At 61.6% G+C, this 16,387-nt stretch carries 14 protein-coding genes; 4 read left to right on the forward strand and 10 right to left on the reverse strand.

From position 1 onward, the window contains the following. Nucleotides 1–3: 3 nt before the first annotated feature. From ilvA to ACWGQ2_RS01155, 5 genes are all read right to left on the reverse strand, one after another. The gene (gene ilvA / locus ACWGQ2_RS01135; protein WP_452013467.1) at nt 4–1,245 is read right to left on the reverse strand and encodes a threonine ammonia-lyase; all 1,242 of its coding nucleotides are present in this window, start codon (nt 1,243–1,245) and stop codon (nt 4–6) included. Then, complete coding sequence (locus ACWGQ2_RS01140; protein ID WP_452013470.1) at nt 1,242–2,507, reverse strand: AI-2E family transporter; 1,266 nt, start codon at nt 2,505–2,507, stop codon at nt 1,242–1,244. The genes ilvA and ACWGQ2_RS01140 overlap by 4 nt, the downstream gene beginning before the upstream one ends. Before the next feature lie 56 nt (nt 2,508–2,563). Next, nucleotides 2,564–3,490 carry an aldose 1-epimerase family protein gene (locus tag ACWGQ2_RS01145; RefSeq protein WP_452013473.1) on the reverse strand — a complete coding sequence of 309 codons (927 nt, stop codon included), beginning with the start codon at nt 3,488–3,490 and terminating at the stop codon, nt 2,564–2,566. A 46-nt stretch (nt 3,491–3,536) separates the two neighbouring features. Further along, nucleotides 3,537–4,253: a GAF and ANTAR domain-containing protein gene (locus tag ACWGQ2_RS01150; protein WP_452013475.1), complete on the reverse strand. Its 717-nt coding sequence runs from the start codon at nt 4,251–4,253 to the stop codon at nt 3,537–3,539. A 142-nt stretch (nt 4,254–4,395) separates the two neighbouring features. Further along, the gene (locus ACWGQ2_RS01155; protein WP_452013478.1) at nt 4,396–5,244 is read right to left on the reverse strand and encodes a Bax inhibitor-1/YccA family protein; all 849 of its coding nucleotides are present in this window, start codon (nt 5,242–5,244) and stop codon (nt 4,396–4,398) included. A gap of 351 nt (nt 5,245–5,595) precedes the next feature. On the opposite strand from ACWGQ2_RS01155, the gene ACWGQ2_RS01160 reads away from it, so the two are divergent. From ACWGQ2_RS01160 to ACWGQ2_RS01175, 4 genes are all read left to right on the forward strand, one after another. Beyond that, nucleotides 5,596–6,951 carry a branched-chain amino acid ABC transporter permease gene (locus ACWGQ2_RS01160; protein WP_452014462.1) on the forward strand — a complete coding sequence of 452 codons (1,356 nt, stop codon included), beginning with the start codon at nt 5,596–5,598 and terminating at the stop codon, nt 6,949–6,951. A 10-nt stretch (nt 6,952–6,961) separates the two neighbouring features. After that, nucleotides 6,962–7,942 carry a branched-chain amino acid ABC transporter permease gene (locus ACWGQ2_RS01165; protein WP_452013481.1) on the forward strand — a complete coding sequence of 327 codons (981 nt, stop codon included), beginning with the start codon at nt 6,962–6,964 and terminating at the stop codon, nt 7,940–7,942. 134 nt (nt 7,943–8,076) lie between these two features. Continuing rightward, nucleotides 8,077–9,021, forward strand: a complete 945-nt coding sequence (locus tag ACWGQ2_RS01170) for an ABC transporter ATP-binding protein (RefSeq protein ID WP_452014464.1) — start codon at nt 8,077–8,079, stop codon at nt 9,019–9,021. Beyond that, a complete protein-coding gene (locus ACWGQ2_RS01175; protein WP_227895187.1) occupies nt 9,018–9,764 on the forward strand; it encodes an ABC transporter ATP-binding protein in 747 nt (248 codons plus the stop codon). Before ACWGQ2_RS01170 ends, ACWGQ2_RS01175 begins: the two co-directional genes overlap by 4 nt. 356 nt (nt 9,765–10,120) lie before the next feature. Here the strand turns inward: ACWGQ2_RS01175 and ACWGQ2_RS01180 are convergent, their stop codons facing one another. The 5 genes from ACWGQ2_RS01180 to ACWGQ2_RS01200 all read right to left on the reverse strand — a co-directional run bounded on the left by ACWGQ2_RS01180 (nt 10,121) and on the right by ACWGQ2_RS01200 (nt 16,292). Then, complete coding sequence (locus tag ACWGQ2_RS01180) at nt 10,121–11,518, reverse strand: ABC transporter substrate-binding protein (protein ID WP_452013484.1); 1,398 nt, start codon at nt 11,516–11,518, stop codon at nt 10,121–10,123. Nucleotides 11,519–11,740: 222 nt separating this feature from the next. Next, a complete protein-coding gene (locus ACWGQ2_RS01185) occupies nt 11,741–12,583 on the reverse strand; it encodes an ATP-grasp fold amidoligase family protein (RefSeq protein ID WP_452013486.1) in 843 nt (280 codons plus the stop codon). A 49-nt stretch (nt 12,584–12,632) separates the two neighbouring features. Continuing rightward, nucleotides 12,633–13,772 carry an acyltransferase family protein gene (locus ACWGQ2_RS01190; protein ID WP_452014466.1) on the reverse strand — a complete coding sequence of 380 codons (1,140 nt, stop codon included), beginning with the start codon at nt 13,770–13,772 and terminating at the stop codon, nt 12,633–12,635. An 888-nt stretch (nt 13,773–14,660) separates the two neighbouring features. Next, a complete protein-coding gene (locus ACWGQ2_RS01195) occupies nt 14,661–15,260 on the reverse strand; it encodes an acyltransferase (protein ID WP_452013488.1) in 600 nt (199 codons plus the stop codon). A gap of 108 nt (nt 15,261–15,368) precedes the next feature. Continuing rightward, the gene (locus ACWGQ2_RS01200; protein WP_452013490.1) at nt 15,369–16,292 is read right to left on the reverse strand and encodes a hypothetical protein; all 924 of its coding nucleotides are present in this window, start codon (nt 16,290–16,292) and stop codon (nt 15,369–15,371) included. Between the last annotated feature and the right edge of the window lie 95 nt (nt 16,293–16,387).

Here is a 16,387-nt window from a genome sequence, read left to right on the forward strand (position 1 = left end):
GGCTTAGCCGTGCAGCACTACGGGGTGGAAGCCTTCGGCGCGCAGATTCTGCAGCACCTTCTCGCAGTGCTCGTGCCCCTTGGTTTCCATATTGATGGTGATTGCTACGTCGCCCATGCTGATCGATCCTCCCACCCTGGTGTGGTCCACTCCGGTGACGTTGGCGTCGGACTCGGCGATGATCCGCGAAATCGTGGCCAGTGAGCCCGGACGGTCATCCAGCAGCATCCGCACCACCAGGTAGCGGCCGGCGGCCGCGAGGCCGCGCTGGATTACCTTCAGCATAAGCATCGGATCAATGTTTCCGCCCGAGAGGATCACAGCAGTGTTGCCCGGATTCTCGATTTTTCCGTCGAGCAGTGCGGCAACCCCCACGGCACCGGCGGGTTCAACCACCAGTTTGGCCCGTTCCAGCAGGAAGATCAGGGCACGGGCCAGTGAATCCTCACTGACGGTGACGACGTCGTCGACCAGTTCCTTGATGATGGAGAAGGGAAGCTGCCCCGGACGGCCAACGGCGATGCCGTCGGCAATCGTGGATACCTTGCTCAGCGGCACCAGCGCGTCGGCAGCCAGCGACGGCGGGTAGGCAGCGGCGTTCTCGGCCTGGACGCCGATGATCTTCACTTCCCGGCCCAGTTCCCGTGCGCGTTCCTTGATCGCGACGGCGACTCCGGCCAGCAGTCCGCCTCCGCCGACACCCATCAGCACGGTGTCCAGGTTCGGGATCTGCTCCAGCAGTTCCAGGCCCAGAGTTCCCTGTCCGGCCACGATGTCCACGTTGTCGAAGGGGTGCACAAATACAGCACCGGTTTCATCGGCGTAGCGCTGCGCCTCAGCCAGTGCTTCATCCACGTTGTGGCCGTGCAGCACCACTTCCGCACCGTGGCCCTGGGTGGCGGCCAGCTTCGGCAGGGCGACACCGAGCGGCATAAAGATCCGGGCCTTGATGCCCAGCCGCGCTGCGGCGACGGCAACACCCTGGGCGTGGTTGCCGGCAGAGGCCGCGACGACGCCGCGGGCCTTCTGTTCCTCGCTGAGCTTGGCCATGCGGACGTAGGCGCCGCGGACCTTAAAAGAGCCGGCCCGCTGGAGGTTCTCGCATTTGAGGTACACGTCGGACCCGGTAAGCCGTCCCAGCGCCCGGGACTGCTCAATGGGGGTATGGGCAATAACCCCGTCCAGCAGCTTTGCAGCCGCCTGGATGTCGTCAAGGGTTACTGGCAGCTGGGGTGAATCGCTCAACGTTGGTTCTCTTCTTTGGTTGCAGTGGGTTCTGTGTCCTGGCCTTCGCGCAGGGCCTCGGGATCTTCGTCTTCTTCTTCGTCTCCGGCTTCCGGAGGAGCCGTGCCCGGTGGCCCGAACTCAGCGTCCCGGTGCAGCATCGGGTCGTGCTCCCACTGCCGGCCGGCGATGTAGCGCACCGTGGCGTTCAGGATGGCCATCAGGGGTACCGCGAAGAGGGCACCGGGAATTCCCGCGACCAGGCTGCCGCCGGTGACGGCGAGGATCACAGCGAGGGGGTGCAGGGAGACTGCCTTGCCCATGATCAGCGGCTGCAGGATGTGGGATTCAATCTGCTGGACCACCAGCACGATGATGAGCATAAAGACGGCATTGGGCCAGCCGTTGGCGACGAGCGCGAGCAGCACGGCAATACCACCGGTGACGAACGCGCCGATCAGCGGGATGAAGGAACCCAGGAATACCAGGACGGCGAGGGGAAGCGCCAGCGGCACACCGATCAGCGCAGCGCCTCCGCCAATGCCAACCGCGTCGATGAACGCGACCACCATCTGCACCCGGACATAGTTGGTCATGGATTCCCAGCCGCGGATTCCTGCCCCAAAGGCAGCGGGCCGTGCCCGCTGCGGCATCAGGCCCACGGTAAACCGCCAGATCTTTCGCCCGTCGAGCAGGAAGAAGACCAGCGCGAACAATGTCAGCAGGATTCCGGCGGCAAAGTGTCCGGCGCTGGTACCAACACTGACAGCGCCGGAGAGAATGCTGGCTGTGTTGTCCTGCAGGGCCGAGGTCGCCTCGTTGAGCAGGCTGTCGATCTGCGTGGATGTTACTCGCAGCGGGCCGTCTGCGAGCCAGCCCTGGATCTGGTCGAAGCCGGTAATCACTTCGTCCCAGAGGTCGCGGAAGCCAAGGGCCAGCTGCCGGCCCACCAGGGTCAGCGCGGCGACGATCAGGCCAAGGAAAGAGACGATTGTGACGGCGACAGCCAGGCCGGAGGGCACTTTGTTCCGGCGCAGCCATGAGCTGACCGGTGCAAGCAGGCCGGCCAGCAGGGCAGCGACCATCAACGGAATAATCAGCAGGGAGAAGTGGGCCAGCAGCCACACCAGTCCCGCACCAACAACCAGTACGACGCCGAGCCGCCAGGCCCAGGAGGCGCTGACACGCAGCGCGTAGGGAACGTCATCGCCTTCGCGTTGAGAGCGCACCGCAGCGGCCTGGACAGCCTTGGGCGCGGCAACTTTGCGCGCATGTGGTCTCATGGGCTCATCTTTCCATATTCAACTGGTCATTCCCTGACCTTTACGCTGCCTCCGGATCAGAGGTCAGCCCGGATTCCCCACTCGGCGCTGAACTCCTCGCCCGGCTCCAGCCAGCGCAGTCCATCGCCTGAATTGAAGCAGTTTGCCGGCGCTGTCATGGGCTCCAGGGCAACAGCACAGGACCTGCCCGGCAGCTTGTCCGTGACAAAAACGTGTACGTAGCTGAACTCCTGCTCAGCCCAAAGCTGCACGCTGCGCCCGTCAGGAGCGGTGAGCTGGTGCCGGAACAGCCCTTCCCGTGCGGTCAGGTCTGTGAACGCGGCGTCCAGGTCCAGCCCTCCCACCCGCTGCCCGGCGCTGAGGTTCTCCGCACCGTCCGCAGGCACCCGCCCGGTGGGGATGAGCGAGGCATCCGTGGTCAGGCGGGCGGCGGCGTCGACCCGGAGCGTCAGCTCTTCGCTTGGCACATCCCCCAGGCGCAGGAACGGGTGGGCGCCCAGCGCGAACGGCGCCTTCCGGGCACCGACGTTGGCCAGCGACTGGCGCACCCGCAGCCCGCCGTCGCTGTCCAGGCTGTACCGGACCGAGTGCACCAGGTGGAACGGGTAGCCGTGCTGGGGGAAGATCTCCGCGGTGAGCAGCACCGAATCCGCCGTGCTCTCCGCTGCCGTGTATCCGGTGTTCCGCAGCAGTCCATGGATGGCGTTCTGCAGTTTCGGCTCGGTGATGTCCAGCTGCTGCTCCTGCCCGTCCAGCTCCCAGCGCGCACCGGCGATCCGGTTGGCCCAGGGCGCCAGCAGAATCCCGGCGGCCGACGGCGGAATGCTCTCATCGGGGTAGGTTTCCACCAGCTGCGTGCCCCCGACGGTGTAGCTGCGCAGCCCTCCGCCGAGTGAAGCTACGACGGCGGCTGCGTTTCCCCGTTCGAGTCGGTGCTGAGCGCCGGTTGCCGGCAGGGCTGTGTCCCCGGTCCCAAAAGTCATCCTCTTAGCCTAGACCCGCCGGGGCCCTGCACAGCCAGCCTTTTCCTCATTCCTCGAAGTGTGTCCGGACCCTGTCACTGACGGCGGCCACTACTCCGGCGGCAACGCTGCGGATTTTCATGTTGCGGGTGTTCGAGACACTGCGCAGGATCTCCACCGCAGCCTCCTGGCTGCAGTTGTTCTGGGCCATGATGATGCCCACCGCTATGTCCACCACGGTCCTGGATTCAAGGGCAGCCTGCAGGTTGCGGGCCCGGAACAGATGGTTATCTATCCGCAGTGCCAGCCGCAGGGTCCGGGACGCGTCCGCCGCCGTCCGTTCCACCAGGCGCAGCGTGCGGGGCTGGAAAAGATGCGGGCGGGGCGAGAAGGCACAGAGCGCCCCGCGGGCATTTCCTTCCAGCGCCAGCGGAACTGCGGCCATGCTCCGCACTCCTTCTTCAGCGCTGCTGCCCGGAAATCCGTGCCAGCGCCTTTCTGTCCACGCGTCGGTGACGACCACGGACGTTCCGGTGGCCACAGCTTCCGCGGCCGGGCCGCCGTCGGCGAAGACGGGTCCGGCGATTCGCTCAGCCCGGTCGTCGCTGTGCCCCTCGGCCCGGGCCCGGCGGGCACGGTCTATCAGCAGTGAGCAGCCCAGGACCTGGCTGCCGAGCAGCGTAAGAGTTAGGACCGCCAGTTCAGACAGGTAGGCCTGCAGTTCTTCCGCGCCCAGGAGCAGTTCCTGGAAGGCGGCAGCTGGTTCCGGATGCACCTCAGTCACGATTCCCCCTCGATCAGTGACTCCGGATGGTACGGACCAGCCCGGGCGCGCAGAAGCGAAATCGGAGAATTTCGGCTTAACGGACGGCGGGACCGGCAGCTTCGCAGCTGCGGTCCCGCCGTTATTGCCTTGTCTTTTGCGGTTAGTCGTTGCCGCGCAGGATAGCCAGGATGCGGATGATCTCCACGTACAGCCAGACCAGGGTCACGGTCAGGCCGAAGGCAGCGGTCCAGGAGTAGCGCTGCGGTGCGCCGGCCTTGACGCCCTGCTCAATCGAGGTGAAGTCCATGATCAGGGAGAAGGCGGCCAGGCCTACGGCCAGCAGGCCAATGATGATGCCCAGCGGAATGCCGGCAATTTCCATACCGCGCACGCCCCACGGATCATCGACTACGCCGAAGATCATCAGGCCCACGTTGACCAGCGAAAACACCGCGTATCCGATGAGCGCGATCATAAAGAAGCGCATCGCCTTCGGCGTCGCGCGGACCTTGCCGCTCTTGAACAGCACGAGGGTTACGGCGAAGACGGCCAGGGTGCCGATCACGGCCTGCAGGCCGATGCCGGGGAACATGGCGTTGAGCACCTGGGTCAGGGCGCCAAGGAACATACCCTCAAGAAGTGCATAGGCGAGGATGAGCCCCGGTACCGGCTCACGCTTGAAGGAGTTGACCAGGCCCAGGACAAATCCGCCCAGTGCGCCGACGATCATCAGCAGTCCGGCTGCCCCGGGCAGCACGAACACCGGGATTGCGGCGCCGAGCAGCACAACTGCCAGGCAGCCGAGTGTTTTCATGATGACGTCGTCGTACGTCATCCGCCCGGTCTCGCGCGGACCTGCCGCCGGTGCCGAGTAAAGGTTCTGCAGATCCTGCGGGCTCATAGGATCCTGCCCCGCAAAGGGGCCGCCTGCAGGAACGGTGGGCGCTCCGCCGCGGGTCTGGGAACGGAAATTCTTTCCGTTGAAAACCGGGTTGCCGCCTAGTGCCATGAAAGTGTCCTCCGTCTTGGGGGGCTTGGTTTAAAGATCAGCCTACCAATCCGAACGTACGGGGCGGCCGGATGATTCCGCCGCGGCCGCACCGTTTGGTAACGGTTTGGTACCTAGAGGGCCCAAAACTGGCTCCGGACTTCCATAATGAAGCACCCGGCGGAGTCGTTACCTGATCGCGACACAACCTCGCACTTTGTGTCACCCCACCGAAACAAACGCCGGGTAGCATGATCACCACTCGTGACTGACATCACAAAGGTCACATATAAAATGCGCCGAAAACCGGCGCATATATACCCCCGGCGGAGGTAATTCACTTTGGGAAGAATATCGGCACTCGCCCGGTATATGGGGATGCTCGTGGCGGTGGCCGGCATATTTGCCGGCCTGCTGCTCGCCGCCCCAGCCGTGCATGCAACGACAGCTCCACCCCCGGCCTCGGAATCCCCGGCACCGGAGAGCAGTACCGAAGTATCAGCGCAGGACTCCGGCAGTGCCGGAGAGGACGAAGTGACCGACGGCGCCGAGTACCAGGACCGTATCAGCGGCGTCCTGCGGAACGCCGGCTCCCCGGTCTCGGGTGTGACCATCAAGGCGAGCGCCAACGGCTACGAAGCCGAAACTGAAACTGCCGAGAACGGGTCATGGTCCATCGGAGTTCCCGAACAGGGCGCCTACGAAGTAGAGCTGGACGAATCCACTCTGCCTGAAGGCGTGGCACTGGCTGAAGGCCAGCAGAACCCGCGCACAGTAACTTTCGCCGGAACCTCAAACATCACCACCCTCTTCCTCCTGGGTGAGGGCATTGTGCTCCAGGGGGACAGCTTCGGCACCAAGCTCGTTGAACGGGCCGTGGCCGGGCTGAGCTTCGGGCTGCTGTTGGCCCTGAGCGCCGTCGGGCTCTCCCTGATCTTCGGCACCACCGGCCTGACCAACTTCGCCCACGGTGAGATGGTGACCTTCGGCGCCGTACTGGCCTTCGGGTTCTCTGCGCTGGGCCTGCCGCTTTGGCTCGCGCTGATACTGGCGGTGGCCGGCGGCGCCGGACTCGGCTATGTGCAGGACGCCGGGCTCTGGAAACCGCTGCGCCGGCGCGGCACCGGCCTGGTGCCCATGATGATCGTCAGCATCGGCCTGGCCCTCGCCCTGCGCTACACCATCCTCTTCTTCTTCGGCGGCGCCACCCAGCAGCTGCCGAACTCGCAGAGTCCCATGCTGGAGCTGGGCCCGGTATCCATCTCACGGAACAACCTCGTCTCCCTGGTTGTCTCGCTGGTCGTCATCCTGATCGTGGCCGCGCTGCTGCTGCGAACCCGGATCGGCAAGGCCACCCGCGCCGTCGCGGACAACCCCCCGCTGGCAGCTGCCTCGGGCATCGACGTCGACCGCGTGATCCGTATTGTCTGGATGGCCGGCGGCGCGCTTGCCGCGCTGGGCGGCATTCTGTGGGCGTACTACCGCCCCGGCGTTTCCTTCAACATGGGCCAGCAGATCCTGCTGCTGATCTTCGCGTCCGTGACCCTGGGCGGGCTGGGCACCGTCTTCGGCGCCCTGATCGGCTCGATCATCGTGGGACTCTTCGTGGAAATCTCCACCCTCTGGCTCGAGGCGGACCTGAAGTACGTCGGCGCGCTGCTCATCATGATTCTCGTCCTCCTGGTTCGACCGCAGGGTATCCTCGGCCGCCGAGAGCGCATAGGTTAGGGGCCTCGACATGGACTTTGGAAACATCCTGCTGGGTGCAGTCAACGAATTTTTCACACCCACCACTGCTGCCTACGCGCTGGCGGCCCTCGGGCTGGCCGTGCATTTCGGCTACACCGGACTGCTGAACTTTGGCCAGGCCGGTTTTATGGCAATCGGAGCCTACGGCTTCGCCATCCCCACCCTGAGCTTCAACGCTCCCCTGCCGGTGGCTTTGCTGATCGCGATGCTCGCTTCCGTGGCCTTTGCGGTGATCCTCGGATTGCCCACGCTGCGCCTGCGGGCGGACTACCTGGCAATCGTCACCATCGCCGCAGCGGAAATCGTCCGTTACATCGTGACCACCAACGGCCTGACGGAAGTCACCGGTTCAGCCAACGGCCTGGCGGCGTTCGAGGGCGGGTTCTACTCGCTCAACCCCTTCGCCCCCGGTGTGTACAACCTCGGCCCGTTCAGCCTGAACGAACGCGATCTGTGGATCCGTGTGGTGGCCTGGACCGTCGTCGCACTGGCCTGCCTGGTCATCTGGCTTCTGGTCCGCAGCCCCTGGGGCCGTGTGGTCAAGGGAATCCGTGAGGATGAGAACGCCGTACGCTCGCTCGGCAAGAACGTCTACGCCTACAAGATGCAGGCCCTGATCATCGGCGGCATGCTCGGTTCACTGGCAGGCATTATCTTCACGCTCCCCCGCGGAGCGGTGCAGCCGGCCAACTACGGCACCGAACTGACGTTCTTCCTCTACACGGCACTGCTGCTGGGCGGCATGTCCACCGTGCTCGGCCCGGTCATCGGCGCCATGATGTTCTGGGCTGTGCTTTCCCTGACCCAGGGCCTGCTCTACGGCGCCATTGAGTCCGGGGCCATCACCTTCCTGAACACTACCCAGGCCGGGCAGCTGCGTTACATCCTTGTAGGTGTAGCCCTCATGCTGCTGATGATCTTCCGGCCACAGGGCGTGCTGGGTAATAAGAAGGAGCTGTCATTCGCATGAGCCATCAAGCAGAGAGCCCCCAGCCGGCCCGCCGGCCCGGTGCCCATGCCGCAGAACCGGCGGCGGAAACCGTACCGGCCGGCGAAGCACCGGCAACCGTGGACGAGCACGAAAACTGGGCGGGCAACAAATACATGACCGATGACCGCCCGATCGCCGCCGACGCAATCGGACCGGGCTGCCGCAAGCGCGATCCGATTCTGGTGGCCTCCAACGTGACCCGCACCTACGGCGGCATCCACGCCGTCGACGTCGAGCATGTGGAGATCCCGCGGAACAAGATCACAGCCCTGATCGGCCCCAACGGCGCCGGCAAGACCACGCTGTTTAACCTGCTCACGGGATTCGATACCCCGCAGTCCGGGGAATGGAAGTTCGAAGACCGCGACCTTGCGGGTGTTTCGGCCTACAAGGTCGCCCGGCTGGGAATGGTGCGCACGTTCCAGCTGACGAAGGTCATGGGCAAGCTGACGGTGCTGGAGAATATGCGCCTGGGCGCCAATGAACAGCCGGGCGAGGCCCTGCGCCGGGCGCTGTTCCGGCCGCTGTGGAAAAAGCGGGAGGACGAGATCACCGAACAGGCCGACGGCCTGCTGGCGAAGTTCAAGCTCGACGCCAAGCGCGCCGACTATGCAGCTTCCCTCTCCGGCGGACAGCGCAAGCTCCTGGAAATGGCGCGGGCGCTGATGGTCAATCCCAAGCTGGTAATGCTCGATGAGCCCATGGCAGGTGTGAACCCGGCACTGACCCAGTCCCTGCTGGACCACATCAAGAACCTCAAGGCCGAAGGCATGACGGTCCTGTTCGTGGAACACGATATGCACATGGTCCGGCACATCGCAGACTGGGTGATCGTCATGGCTGAAGGCAAGGTTGTAGCCGAGGGCCCGCCTGCCGAAGTCATGAAGGACCAGGCCGTGATTGATGCCTACCTTGGCGCACACCACGATGTGGACCTGGGCGATTCAGAAGGGTTCGAGAAGCTCGAAGCGGTTCTGGAGAAGGATCCGGATTCAGACATTCAGGGCGGCGAGGGGCTGGCCCCCGTGACCATCCAGGAACGTAAGGACATGGCATGACGGCTGAAAATTTCGAGGGCGACTCCGTCGTCAAGGTCACCGACCTGGTGGCGGGATACATTCCCGGAGTCAACATCCTCAACGGTTGTTCCATCGAAGCCCGCCGCGGTGAACTCATTGGCATCATCGGGCCGAACGGTGCCGGCAAGTCCACACTGCTGAAGGCCATGTTCGGCCTGGTAAAGGTCCACTCGGGCACCGTTATGGTGCGCGGGCAGGATCTCACCGGGCTGAAGGCCAACAAGCTGGTCAGCCGAGGCGTGGGGTTCGTGCCGCAGAACAACAACGTGTTCGCGTCGCTGACCATTGAAGAGAACCTGCAGATGGGCCTGTACCAGCAACCGAAGAACTTCAAGGAACGCTTCGAGTTTGTGGCTGACCTGTTTCCGGAGCTGAAGAAGCGGCGCAGCCAGCGTGCTGGTTCGCTCTCCGGCGGTGAACGCCAGATGGTGGCCATGGGCCGGGCCCTGATGATGGAGCCGGCTGTGCTGCTGCTGGATGAGCCTTCCGCCGGTCTCTCCCCCGTGAAGCAGGATGAGACGTTCCTGCGCGTACATGAGATCAACCGGGCCGGCGTCTCGGTGATCATGGTGGAGCAAAACGCCCGGCGCTGCCTGCAGATCTGTGACCGCGCGTATGTGCTCGACCAGGGCAAGGACGCGTACACCGGTACCGGACGCGAGCTGATGAAAGATCCCAAGGTCATCCAGCTGTACCTGGGAACCCTGGCTGACACGGCCTAGGCCTGGTCCCAGTCAGGCGAGTGCCCGTCCGGAGCTTCGGCTCCGGACGGGCACTCTGCTTTAACCTGGCATTGCCTGGTCTGGCGTGCCCTGGTCTGGCCCGGATTTAATGGGTGCTCGCCGCCCTCTCCGGATCAGGCCGTTACCTGCCGCCCGCCCCCATGCCTTGGTGGACCGCGTACGGACTTCGTCACGAGCCTTCCGTACCGCTAACACTCCCCCCGCGCCCGGTGCCTCCTGTGCCGGTGCCTCCTGTGCCGGGTTCCTGCGCCGGGTTCCTGTGCCGCACAGCGAAGGGCCCCTGCCGGAGCAGGGGCCCTTCGAGTGGTGCGGTGGTGATTTAGTGTCAGCCTGCCTTAGAGCTTGCCCACCTCGGAGCGGCTCGGAACCGGCTTGTTCTCCGCGTCGAACTGGTAGATACCGATGAAGGCTTCTGTCGGGTCACCGTTCTCATCGAAGGTAACCGGTCCGGAGTAGCCGTCGTAGTCGATGTCTCCGCCTTCGCGCAGGATCGTCACGCAGCCGGCGAAGTCGAAGCACTTCTCACCGTCTGCTGAAACGCCCTGCAGCTCGGCTGCCATGGCGGCGCCGTCGGTGCTGCCTGCAGCTTCTGCGGCCAGGGCCAGCATGGTCACTGCGTCGTAGCTTTCACCCGCGTACGCCCAGTCCTTCAGGGCCGGATCAATTCCGAGGAGGGCATCCTTGAAGTTGTCCGAGGCGAACGGCCCGGGGATGGTGCCCTGGGCGCCTTCGAGCGTTCCGGCGTCGAGGTCGCCGCTGTAGTCCGAGGTGTTGCCGTCAACGAAGAAGATCTGTGACGGGTCAACGCCCTTGCCGGTCAGCAGCGGTGCGATGCTCTTGGCCTGGTCGAAGCTGATCACCACAATTGCATCCGGGTCGGCGCTGGTAACAGCGTCAACCTGGCTGCTGAACTGGGAATCGCCTTCATTGAACATCGGCTCTGCCACGACCTGGCCGCCTGCGGCCTCAACGGAGCTCTTGATGTTCTGCTGCAGGCCGGTGCCGTAAGCGTCGTTCAGCACGATCATGCCAACGGTCTGGGCGCCGCACTCCATGATGTAGTTGCCCAGGGTACGGCCCTGGAGAACATCGGAGGGAGCGGTGCGCCAGTAAAGCCCGTTGTCATCCCAGTCAGTGAAGTCCGGGGAGGTGTTGGCCGGGGAGAACTGAATGACTCCGGCTCCGGTGATCTGGTTGATGACAGTCTTGGAAACACCGGACGAAGCAGCACCGATGATGGCGCTGACGTCCTGTCCCAGCAGATCCGTCACGGACTGCGTGGCGATGTCCGTGGTGGTATCGCCGGAGTCTCGGTGAACAACTTCGATGGGCTGGCCGAGGACGCCGCCTGCTGCGTTGACCTCTTCAACGGCCAGATCGACGCCGGCAATTTCCGGCGGGCCGAGGAAGGCGAGGGCACCTGTGGTGGGCAGCAGGGTCCCGAGCTTGAGCGGAGTGTCCGTTGTCCCGGTGGAGGCTGGAACCGCTGAGGGGTCACCCTTCTCTCCGGGGTCCTCACCCTTGCCGCCCTGGCTGGGCGGGCAGGAAAGTACCGAACTGTTAGCTGCTGGCGAAGAAGAATCCCCGGACGGTGAGGAGTCGGTTCCAGAGTCACCGCCGCTGCCGCAGGCTGAGGCGAACAGGGCGACGCCTACGCCCAATGCTGCCAGCCTTGCTGCGCGGCCGTACCCATCCCCGAGGCCAAGCGGCCCGGTCTTGCGAAGTGCAGTCATGTAGTTTTTCTCCCCGATCGAAAGGCGGGTGCCTTTGATGCTGTCATCAGGTGTTCCTGATAAGAGAAAAAGCTAATGGAAGATTGTGACGAAGATAAGAGGTTCCGGTTACAGCCTTGTAACACTCATCACACTCGTGATGCCAATGTTGCAGGATGCGCAGACCAGCCGTTTGAGATGTTTCACTTTGTACCCCGGGTGGGACTCACAGTGGCCTAGGACCTAGCCAGGAGCATCGGACAACGAGTCCTGGGCGTTGTGATCTGCGATCCGCTGCTCAGCTTCCAGCCACATCCGTCCTAGTTCCAGATCGTAGGCATCCGCAAGCTTGTAGTTGTTCCCGTAAAAGGCATCACCCGGAGAAGCCGTCAGTTCGCCAACAACCGGCCCGCTCGGGCCGGCAAACATGTCTACCCGCATGAAAGGTGTACCAAGTTTCTTGGTCACGTCAGCAGCGATCTGGAGCATCTCCTCATAGTCGTCTGGACGGTCGTGCTCTCCCCGCTTCGTCGTCGACCAGTCACTAATGATGGTGTGAGTGAGGTCCAGCGGTTCGAAGGACCCATCGAAGAACGCGTTTTCCGGGATCGCAGGATTCCGGTTGATCTGCTGAACCTGACCGGGCTCGTCATAGAAGACCGCAATTTTATAGTCGAGCGGCACGGGCTGCCCAGGGTTGCGGCTTTCGATTTTCTCTTCCATCATCAAACGATAAGCGCCTTTGTATTTGCATCGTTCGTAGACCTTTTGCTGCTCGGCCTGGATGTTCTCGAACGTCAGCACCCGGTCTTTGAGTTCGTCATGGAAAGTCCCGTCATCCAGCTTCTCGAGCAGCATGACGCCCCACATGGAGAACATCACCGTAGGTTTCAGGACGAATTTCTTGGGTGCACCGTCGAAAGTGATTTCTCCAGGCGTCTTCCAGAAGTTGTAGACATCCGGAGTCGGAAAACCATGCTCTTTGCAGAAATTGTGCAGCTTGAATTTGTCGTGCACCCACCAAGGGATGTTGGTCTCTTTGCCTGCATTGCGGTGCGCGATCCGGGTGGTCCAGGGCGTCGGCAAGAGGATCCTCCATAGATTTGGGTGCTCGTCAGGTAGACGATACATGAAGTTAGCTGCGCCATACGCGCCGCCTTTGCTGGCGCACTCCAAGCAGAAAAGGGGACAACCGCGTCCGGCCAACTAGTGTCGCGAGTGTCCACGGAACAACTAGAGAAGCCGCCAAGACACTCCATTGGTTGAGTGGCGTCAAAGTCAGCAGCCAGATGAAGAGCGCATGCGTGAGCACAACCATGAGGCCGCCCTTGGCTAGGAGGCTGGTTATGGTATCGAAGGTGGACCCCAGATTCTTAGCCCCGACTTCAACTATGAGAGTCAGGCCGAAACAAACGGATGTGGCCACGATCATTCCCAGTACTGGGGTCCCGAAGTCGCCCGCCTTTATGTCCATTGGGGCAGACGTACCGGTGGAGACCATCAGCACGGACGCACCGAGCGAAACAGCTGCCGCAGCTGTTGGGTAAGGGATCCGGCTACGATACCTTTTGAGGGCCGCGCCTGCGGCAATAAAGATCGTACACGGAACAGCCAAGCCCAAGGAAAGTGGAAGCTCCGCCAAGACTTCCCCAATTGTCGCTGCCAGGATGAGCCCGGACAAGAGGAATGCCCATCTCAGTGCTGCCCTGTTTTCCAGAAGCCGAAACAGGACCGTGGAAAAGAATAGGGCCGTGACAAACCAGAATGCAGAGAACGGCCTCCCAAGATGGGACCCGCCCACAAGCAGTGTCATCAGACGGGATAAGTCAAGGTGACCAGCAATGCTCCACGCCGTAACAACCGGCAGAGCAATCAAGATCAGCCATGATGTGTAAGGGATGATAAGGGTGCGAAAGCGCTTGTCTACCTCAAACCTGACAGTCCTGTTGCCAGTCCACAAATAACCTGAGAGGAAAAAGAAGATAGGAACGTGCCACGTGTAGAGGACTTGGCGAATAAGCTCAGTCTCAAAAACATGACCAACTACCACGGCCATGATGCCAAAGATGCGGATAAGGTCGATAGCGGCCGAACGTCCTGACCTTCGGCCGCTTTGAAGGTGCTGCTGAACCACGGTGCCCCCCTGTCTACGCTTTTGCTTAGCAACGCTAAGCTGTTGAGCGCCCGCACGTCTGAGCAACTCGCCGTGCGGCTCCATCAGGAATCGACAAGGGCCGCAGGTGGGAGCCAATACGTCCTCGCTCGAATGGGCCATCGCGTCCAAAACTGATTGTCCTACGGTAGCTATGGAGTGGTGGGTAGACCAACCACCCCATAGTTGCCAGTTCTATGCCCGACTATCGGAGCACTAGCTTTGCACCTTGGTATCGGTGCCTCCTCGGGACGGAACGTGTCACCGACCTCTCGGTCCCGTTGGCCTCCTGGCCTCTGCCGGTTCCGCTCAGTAGTTGAGTGGAGAGACCGTGAGTCAGGCGTTTTTCGCCACAAGACGTTTTTTTACTTCGCCCATTCCTGCCCCAATTCGGCGTCGCCCTCTTCAGTGAACTTGTAGTTGTCCCCCGTAGAGAACATCTCCAGGGGAGGCTGTCAGTTCGCCGATCACGGGACCATTGGGGCCGGTAAACATATCCACACGAATAAATGGGGGGTGCCCAGCGCCTGCGTCACTTCAGAGGCGATCTTCAGCATCTCCTTTATGTCTCAAGGACGCTGGTGTTCCCTGCTTCTTCGTTGACCGATCTCTAATGATCATGCGGTCCAGGTCTAGCGGCTCAAAGTCGCCATCGAAAATGTATTCCACAATTGCGGGGTTGCGGTTGATCTGAAGAATCTGTCCCGGCTTTTCAGAGAAAACTGCGATCTAATAGTCGAAGGTAACAACTGGCTGGGAACGCTGTTCGGTCTTTTCTTCCATCATGAGGCGCCATGCGCCCTCATATTTCTATTGCTCGTAAATCCGCTGCTGCCAGCCTGAATCTGATCGAACGTGAGGGTTCGGCCTCTGAGTTCTTCATGGAACCTACCGTATTCGAGCTTCTCCAGCAGCATCACTCCCCAAATGGAGAACATCACGGTGAGCTTTAGAACAAACTTCTTCGGCGCATCGTCGACGCGTGCCGAAACTGGTCCCCGAGCCACTCAATCAGGCGGTCACAGGCGTGCTGCCCACTGCGTCCAATTCGGCAACTTTCTCGCCATCCGATATGTGTCGGACGATCTTGGCAGGAACTCCCGCCACTATCACATTGTCCGGAACGTCGTTAATGACTACAGCACCAGCCGCGAGAATGGACCGCGAGCCGATAGTAACTCCACCGAGCACCGTTGCCCCTGCGCCGATCCACGTTCCCCGTCCGACCCGAATCGGGTCCTTGCGTGGGGTCCCGGTACGTCTGGAGCCCGTCGATATGTCGTGGGTGTCCGATATAAGCCGGACGAAGGGGCCGATCGACACGTCGTCTTCGATGGTCACACCAGGCCGGATATAGCTCCCCTGGTTTATGAACACACGCTTACCAACATGGATCGGGCCGACCCAATCTGCACCCCGCCACACCTGTGTGTGGTCACCAAGGGTGATCGAGGCATTCTCGTTGCTCACCAATACGCAATCAGGGCTAACTCTAACGTTGACCCCGAGAATCGTCCGAGACCCGTGCTTGGGCTTCGTCAGTTCTGCAACCGTTTCTTTCAACTCATTTAGCTGAGCAGTGAGTTGTTCAATCATTTCATTGGTTTCCACCCATACAGAATACCGGCCAGCCCTATCAGACCCTCGTCACCGTCGCTGTATTACGGCCATCAAACCACTCCCGTCCTTGTTGTGTTGCCCAGGAATGACCTGATCAAATCAGCAGTCGATCGACGGTAGCTCCTGACACCACCGCAGGGCTTCAGTCATGGCTTCTCTAAACTGAGGCGGCGACGGCGGTTCATGTCCAACGGACCCATCGTAAGTATGGACCCGGAACCTGTTGCAGTTTTCGCCGGCTGCTACGGCCTCTTGGAAGGGCAAGAGGTGTTGTGCGTGATGAAAGTCGTTGGGGTTATCAGCGTAGAGTACATGGTTACCAACGGGAACTGAATATCGCCTTATCGGGGACATATGATCGCCGATGGCAAGTGTCCAGTCATTAGTGAAATCCACGTCCACCACGCCCTCTGTGATCAACTCCGGGTGGTACACCTCAATATACTTCCGTTGCACCCATACCCCGTGGCCACCGACTAGGTAACCGTGGATACTGGTCTGCGGGTTGAACGCTAGACAGACGGACCCAGGAACTAGGGCAGAAACCTGCAAAGCAGCAAAACCGCCCCCCGATGATCCAGTGAATATGATCCGCGATGCTCCTACGGCCTGAGCTGCTCTTGTTGCCCATTCTGCCAAAATCGGCTGCAGATCAACGCCCGGCCAACCGGTGAACCACGCCAGCTCGATGCTGTCGTCTGCGAATAAACCCGGATCCGAGAAGAAAAGCATGGACTGAGCAAATTCGCCAGTTGTTCCAAGGCGTTCAAATCGGGGAAGGTCGAAACGCTTACGGTCCAACGCGCCATGAAATGTGACGATTAGAACATCCGTTCCCTCATTTACCAGAAGAGCGTCCAAAGGCCGGTCATCCTGAAGCACACAGCGGTACCTTGACGCACCCAAATCTGTTTGCGGCTGAAAACTGTCCGGTGACGTGACATAAGAAGTGGGAGCGTTTAGGCCGTCTTTGTCGAGAGCAGATGCTGCTACCGTTGCAGTCCCGTGCATCACATTTTCCATGTGAATAGAATACAGGCCTTCCGGTAGCTTGCCCCAGCCTAATAGCAAGTAACACAAACCACTAGGTAATAACGCATTCCTTTCGGTCCATCTCC

The sequence above is a fragment of the Arthrobacter sp. NPDC055585 genome (genome assembly GCF_053619115.1).

What these genes read in the sequence shown, in the direction of transcription:
- ACWGQ2_RS01155 (WP_452013478.1), bottom strand. Translation starts at nt 5,244, where the DNA reads ATGGCACTAGGCGGCAACCCGGTTTTCAACGGAAAGAATTTCCGTTCC.
- ACWGQ2_RS01175 (WP_227895187.1), top strand. Translation starts at nt 9,018, where the DNA reads ATGACGGCTGAAAATTTCGAGGGCGACTCCGTCGTCAAGGTCACCGAC.
- ACWGQ2_RS01160 (WP_452014462.1), top strand. Translation starts at nt 5,596, where the DNA reads ATGGGGATGCTCGTGGCGGTGGCCGGCATATTTGCCGGCCTGCTGCTC.
- ACWGQ2_RS01145 (WP_452013473.1), bottom strand. Translation starts at nt 3,490, where the DNA reads ATGACTTTTGGGACCGGGGACACAGCCCTGCCGGCAACCGGCGCTCAG.
- ACWGQ2_RS01140 (WP_452013470.1), bottom strand. Translation starts at nt 2,507, where the DNA reads ATGAGACCACATGCGCGCAAAGTTGCCGCGCCCAAGGCTGTCCAGGCC.
- ACWGQ2_RS01200 (WP_452013490.1), bottom strand. Translation starts at nt 16,292, where the DNA reads ATGGAAAATGTGATGCACGGGACTGCAACGGTAGCAGCATCTGCTCTC.
- ACWGQ2_RS01165 (WP_452013481.1), top strand. Translation starts at nt 6,962, where the DNA reads ATGGACTTTGGAAACATCCTGCTGGGTGCAGTCAACGAATTTTTCACA.
- ACWGQ2_RS01180 (WP_452013484.1), bottom strand. Translation starts at nt 11,518, where the DNA reads ATGACTGCACTTCGCAAGACCGGGCCGCTTGGCCTCGGGGATGGGTAC.
- ACWGQ2_RS01190 (WP_452014466.1), bottom strand. Translation starts at nt 13,772, where the DNA reads ATGGCCCATTCGAGCGAGGACGTATTGGCTCCCACCTGCGGCCCTTGT.
- ACWGQ2_RS01170 (WP_452014464.1), top strand. Translation starts at nt 8,077, where the DNA reads ATGACCGATGACCGCCCGATCGCCGCCGACGCAATCGGACCGGGCTGC.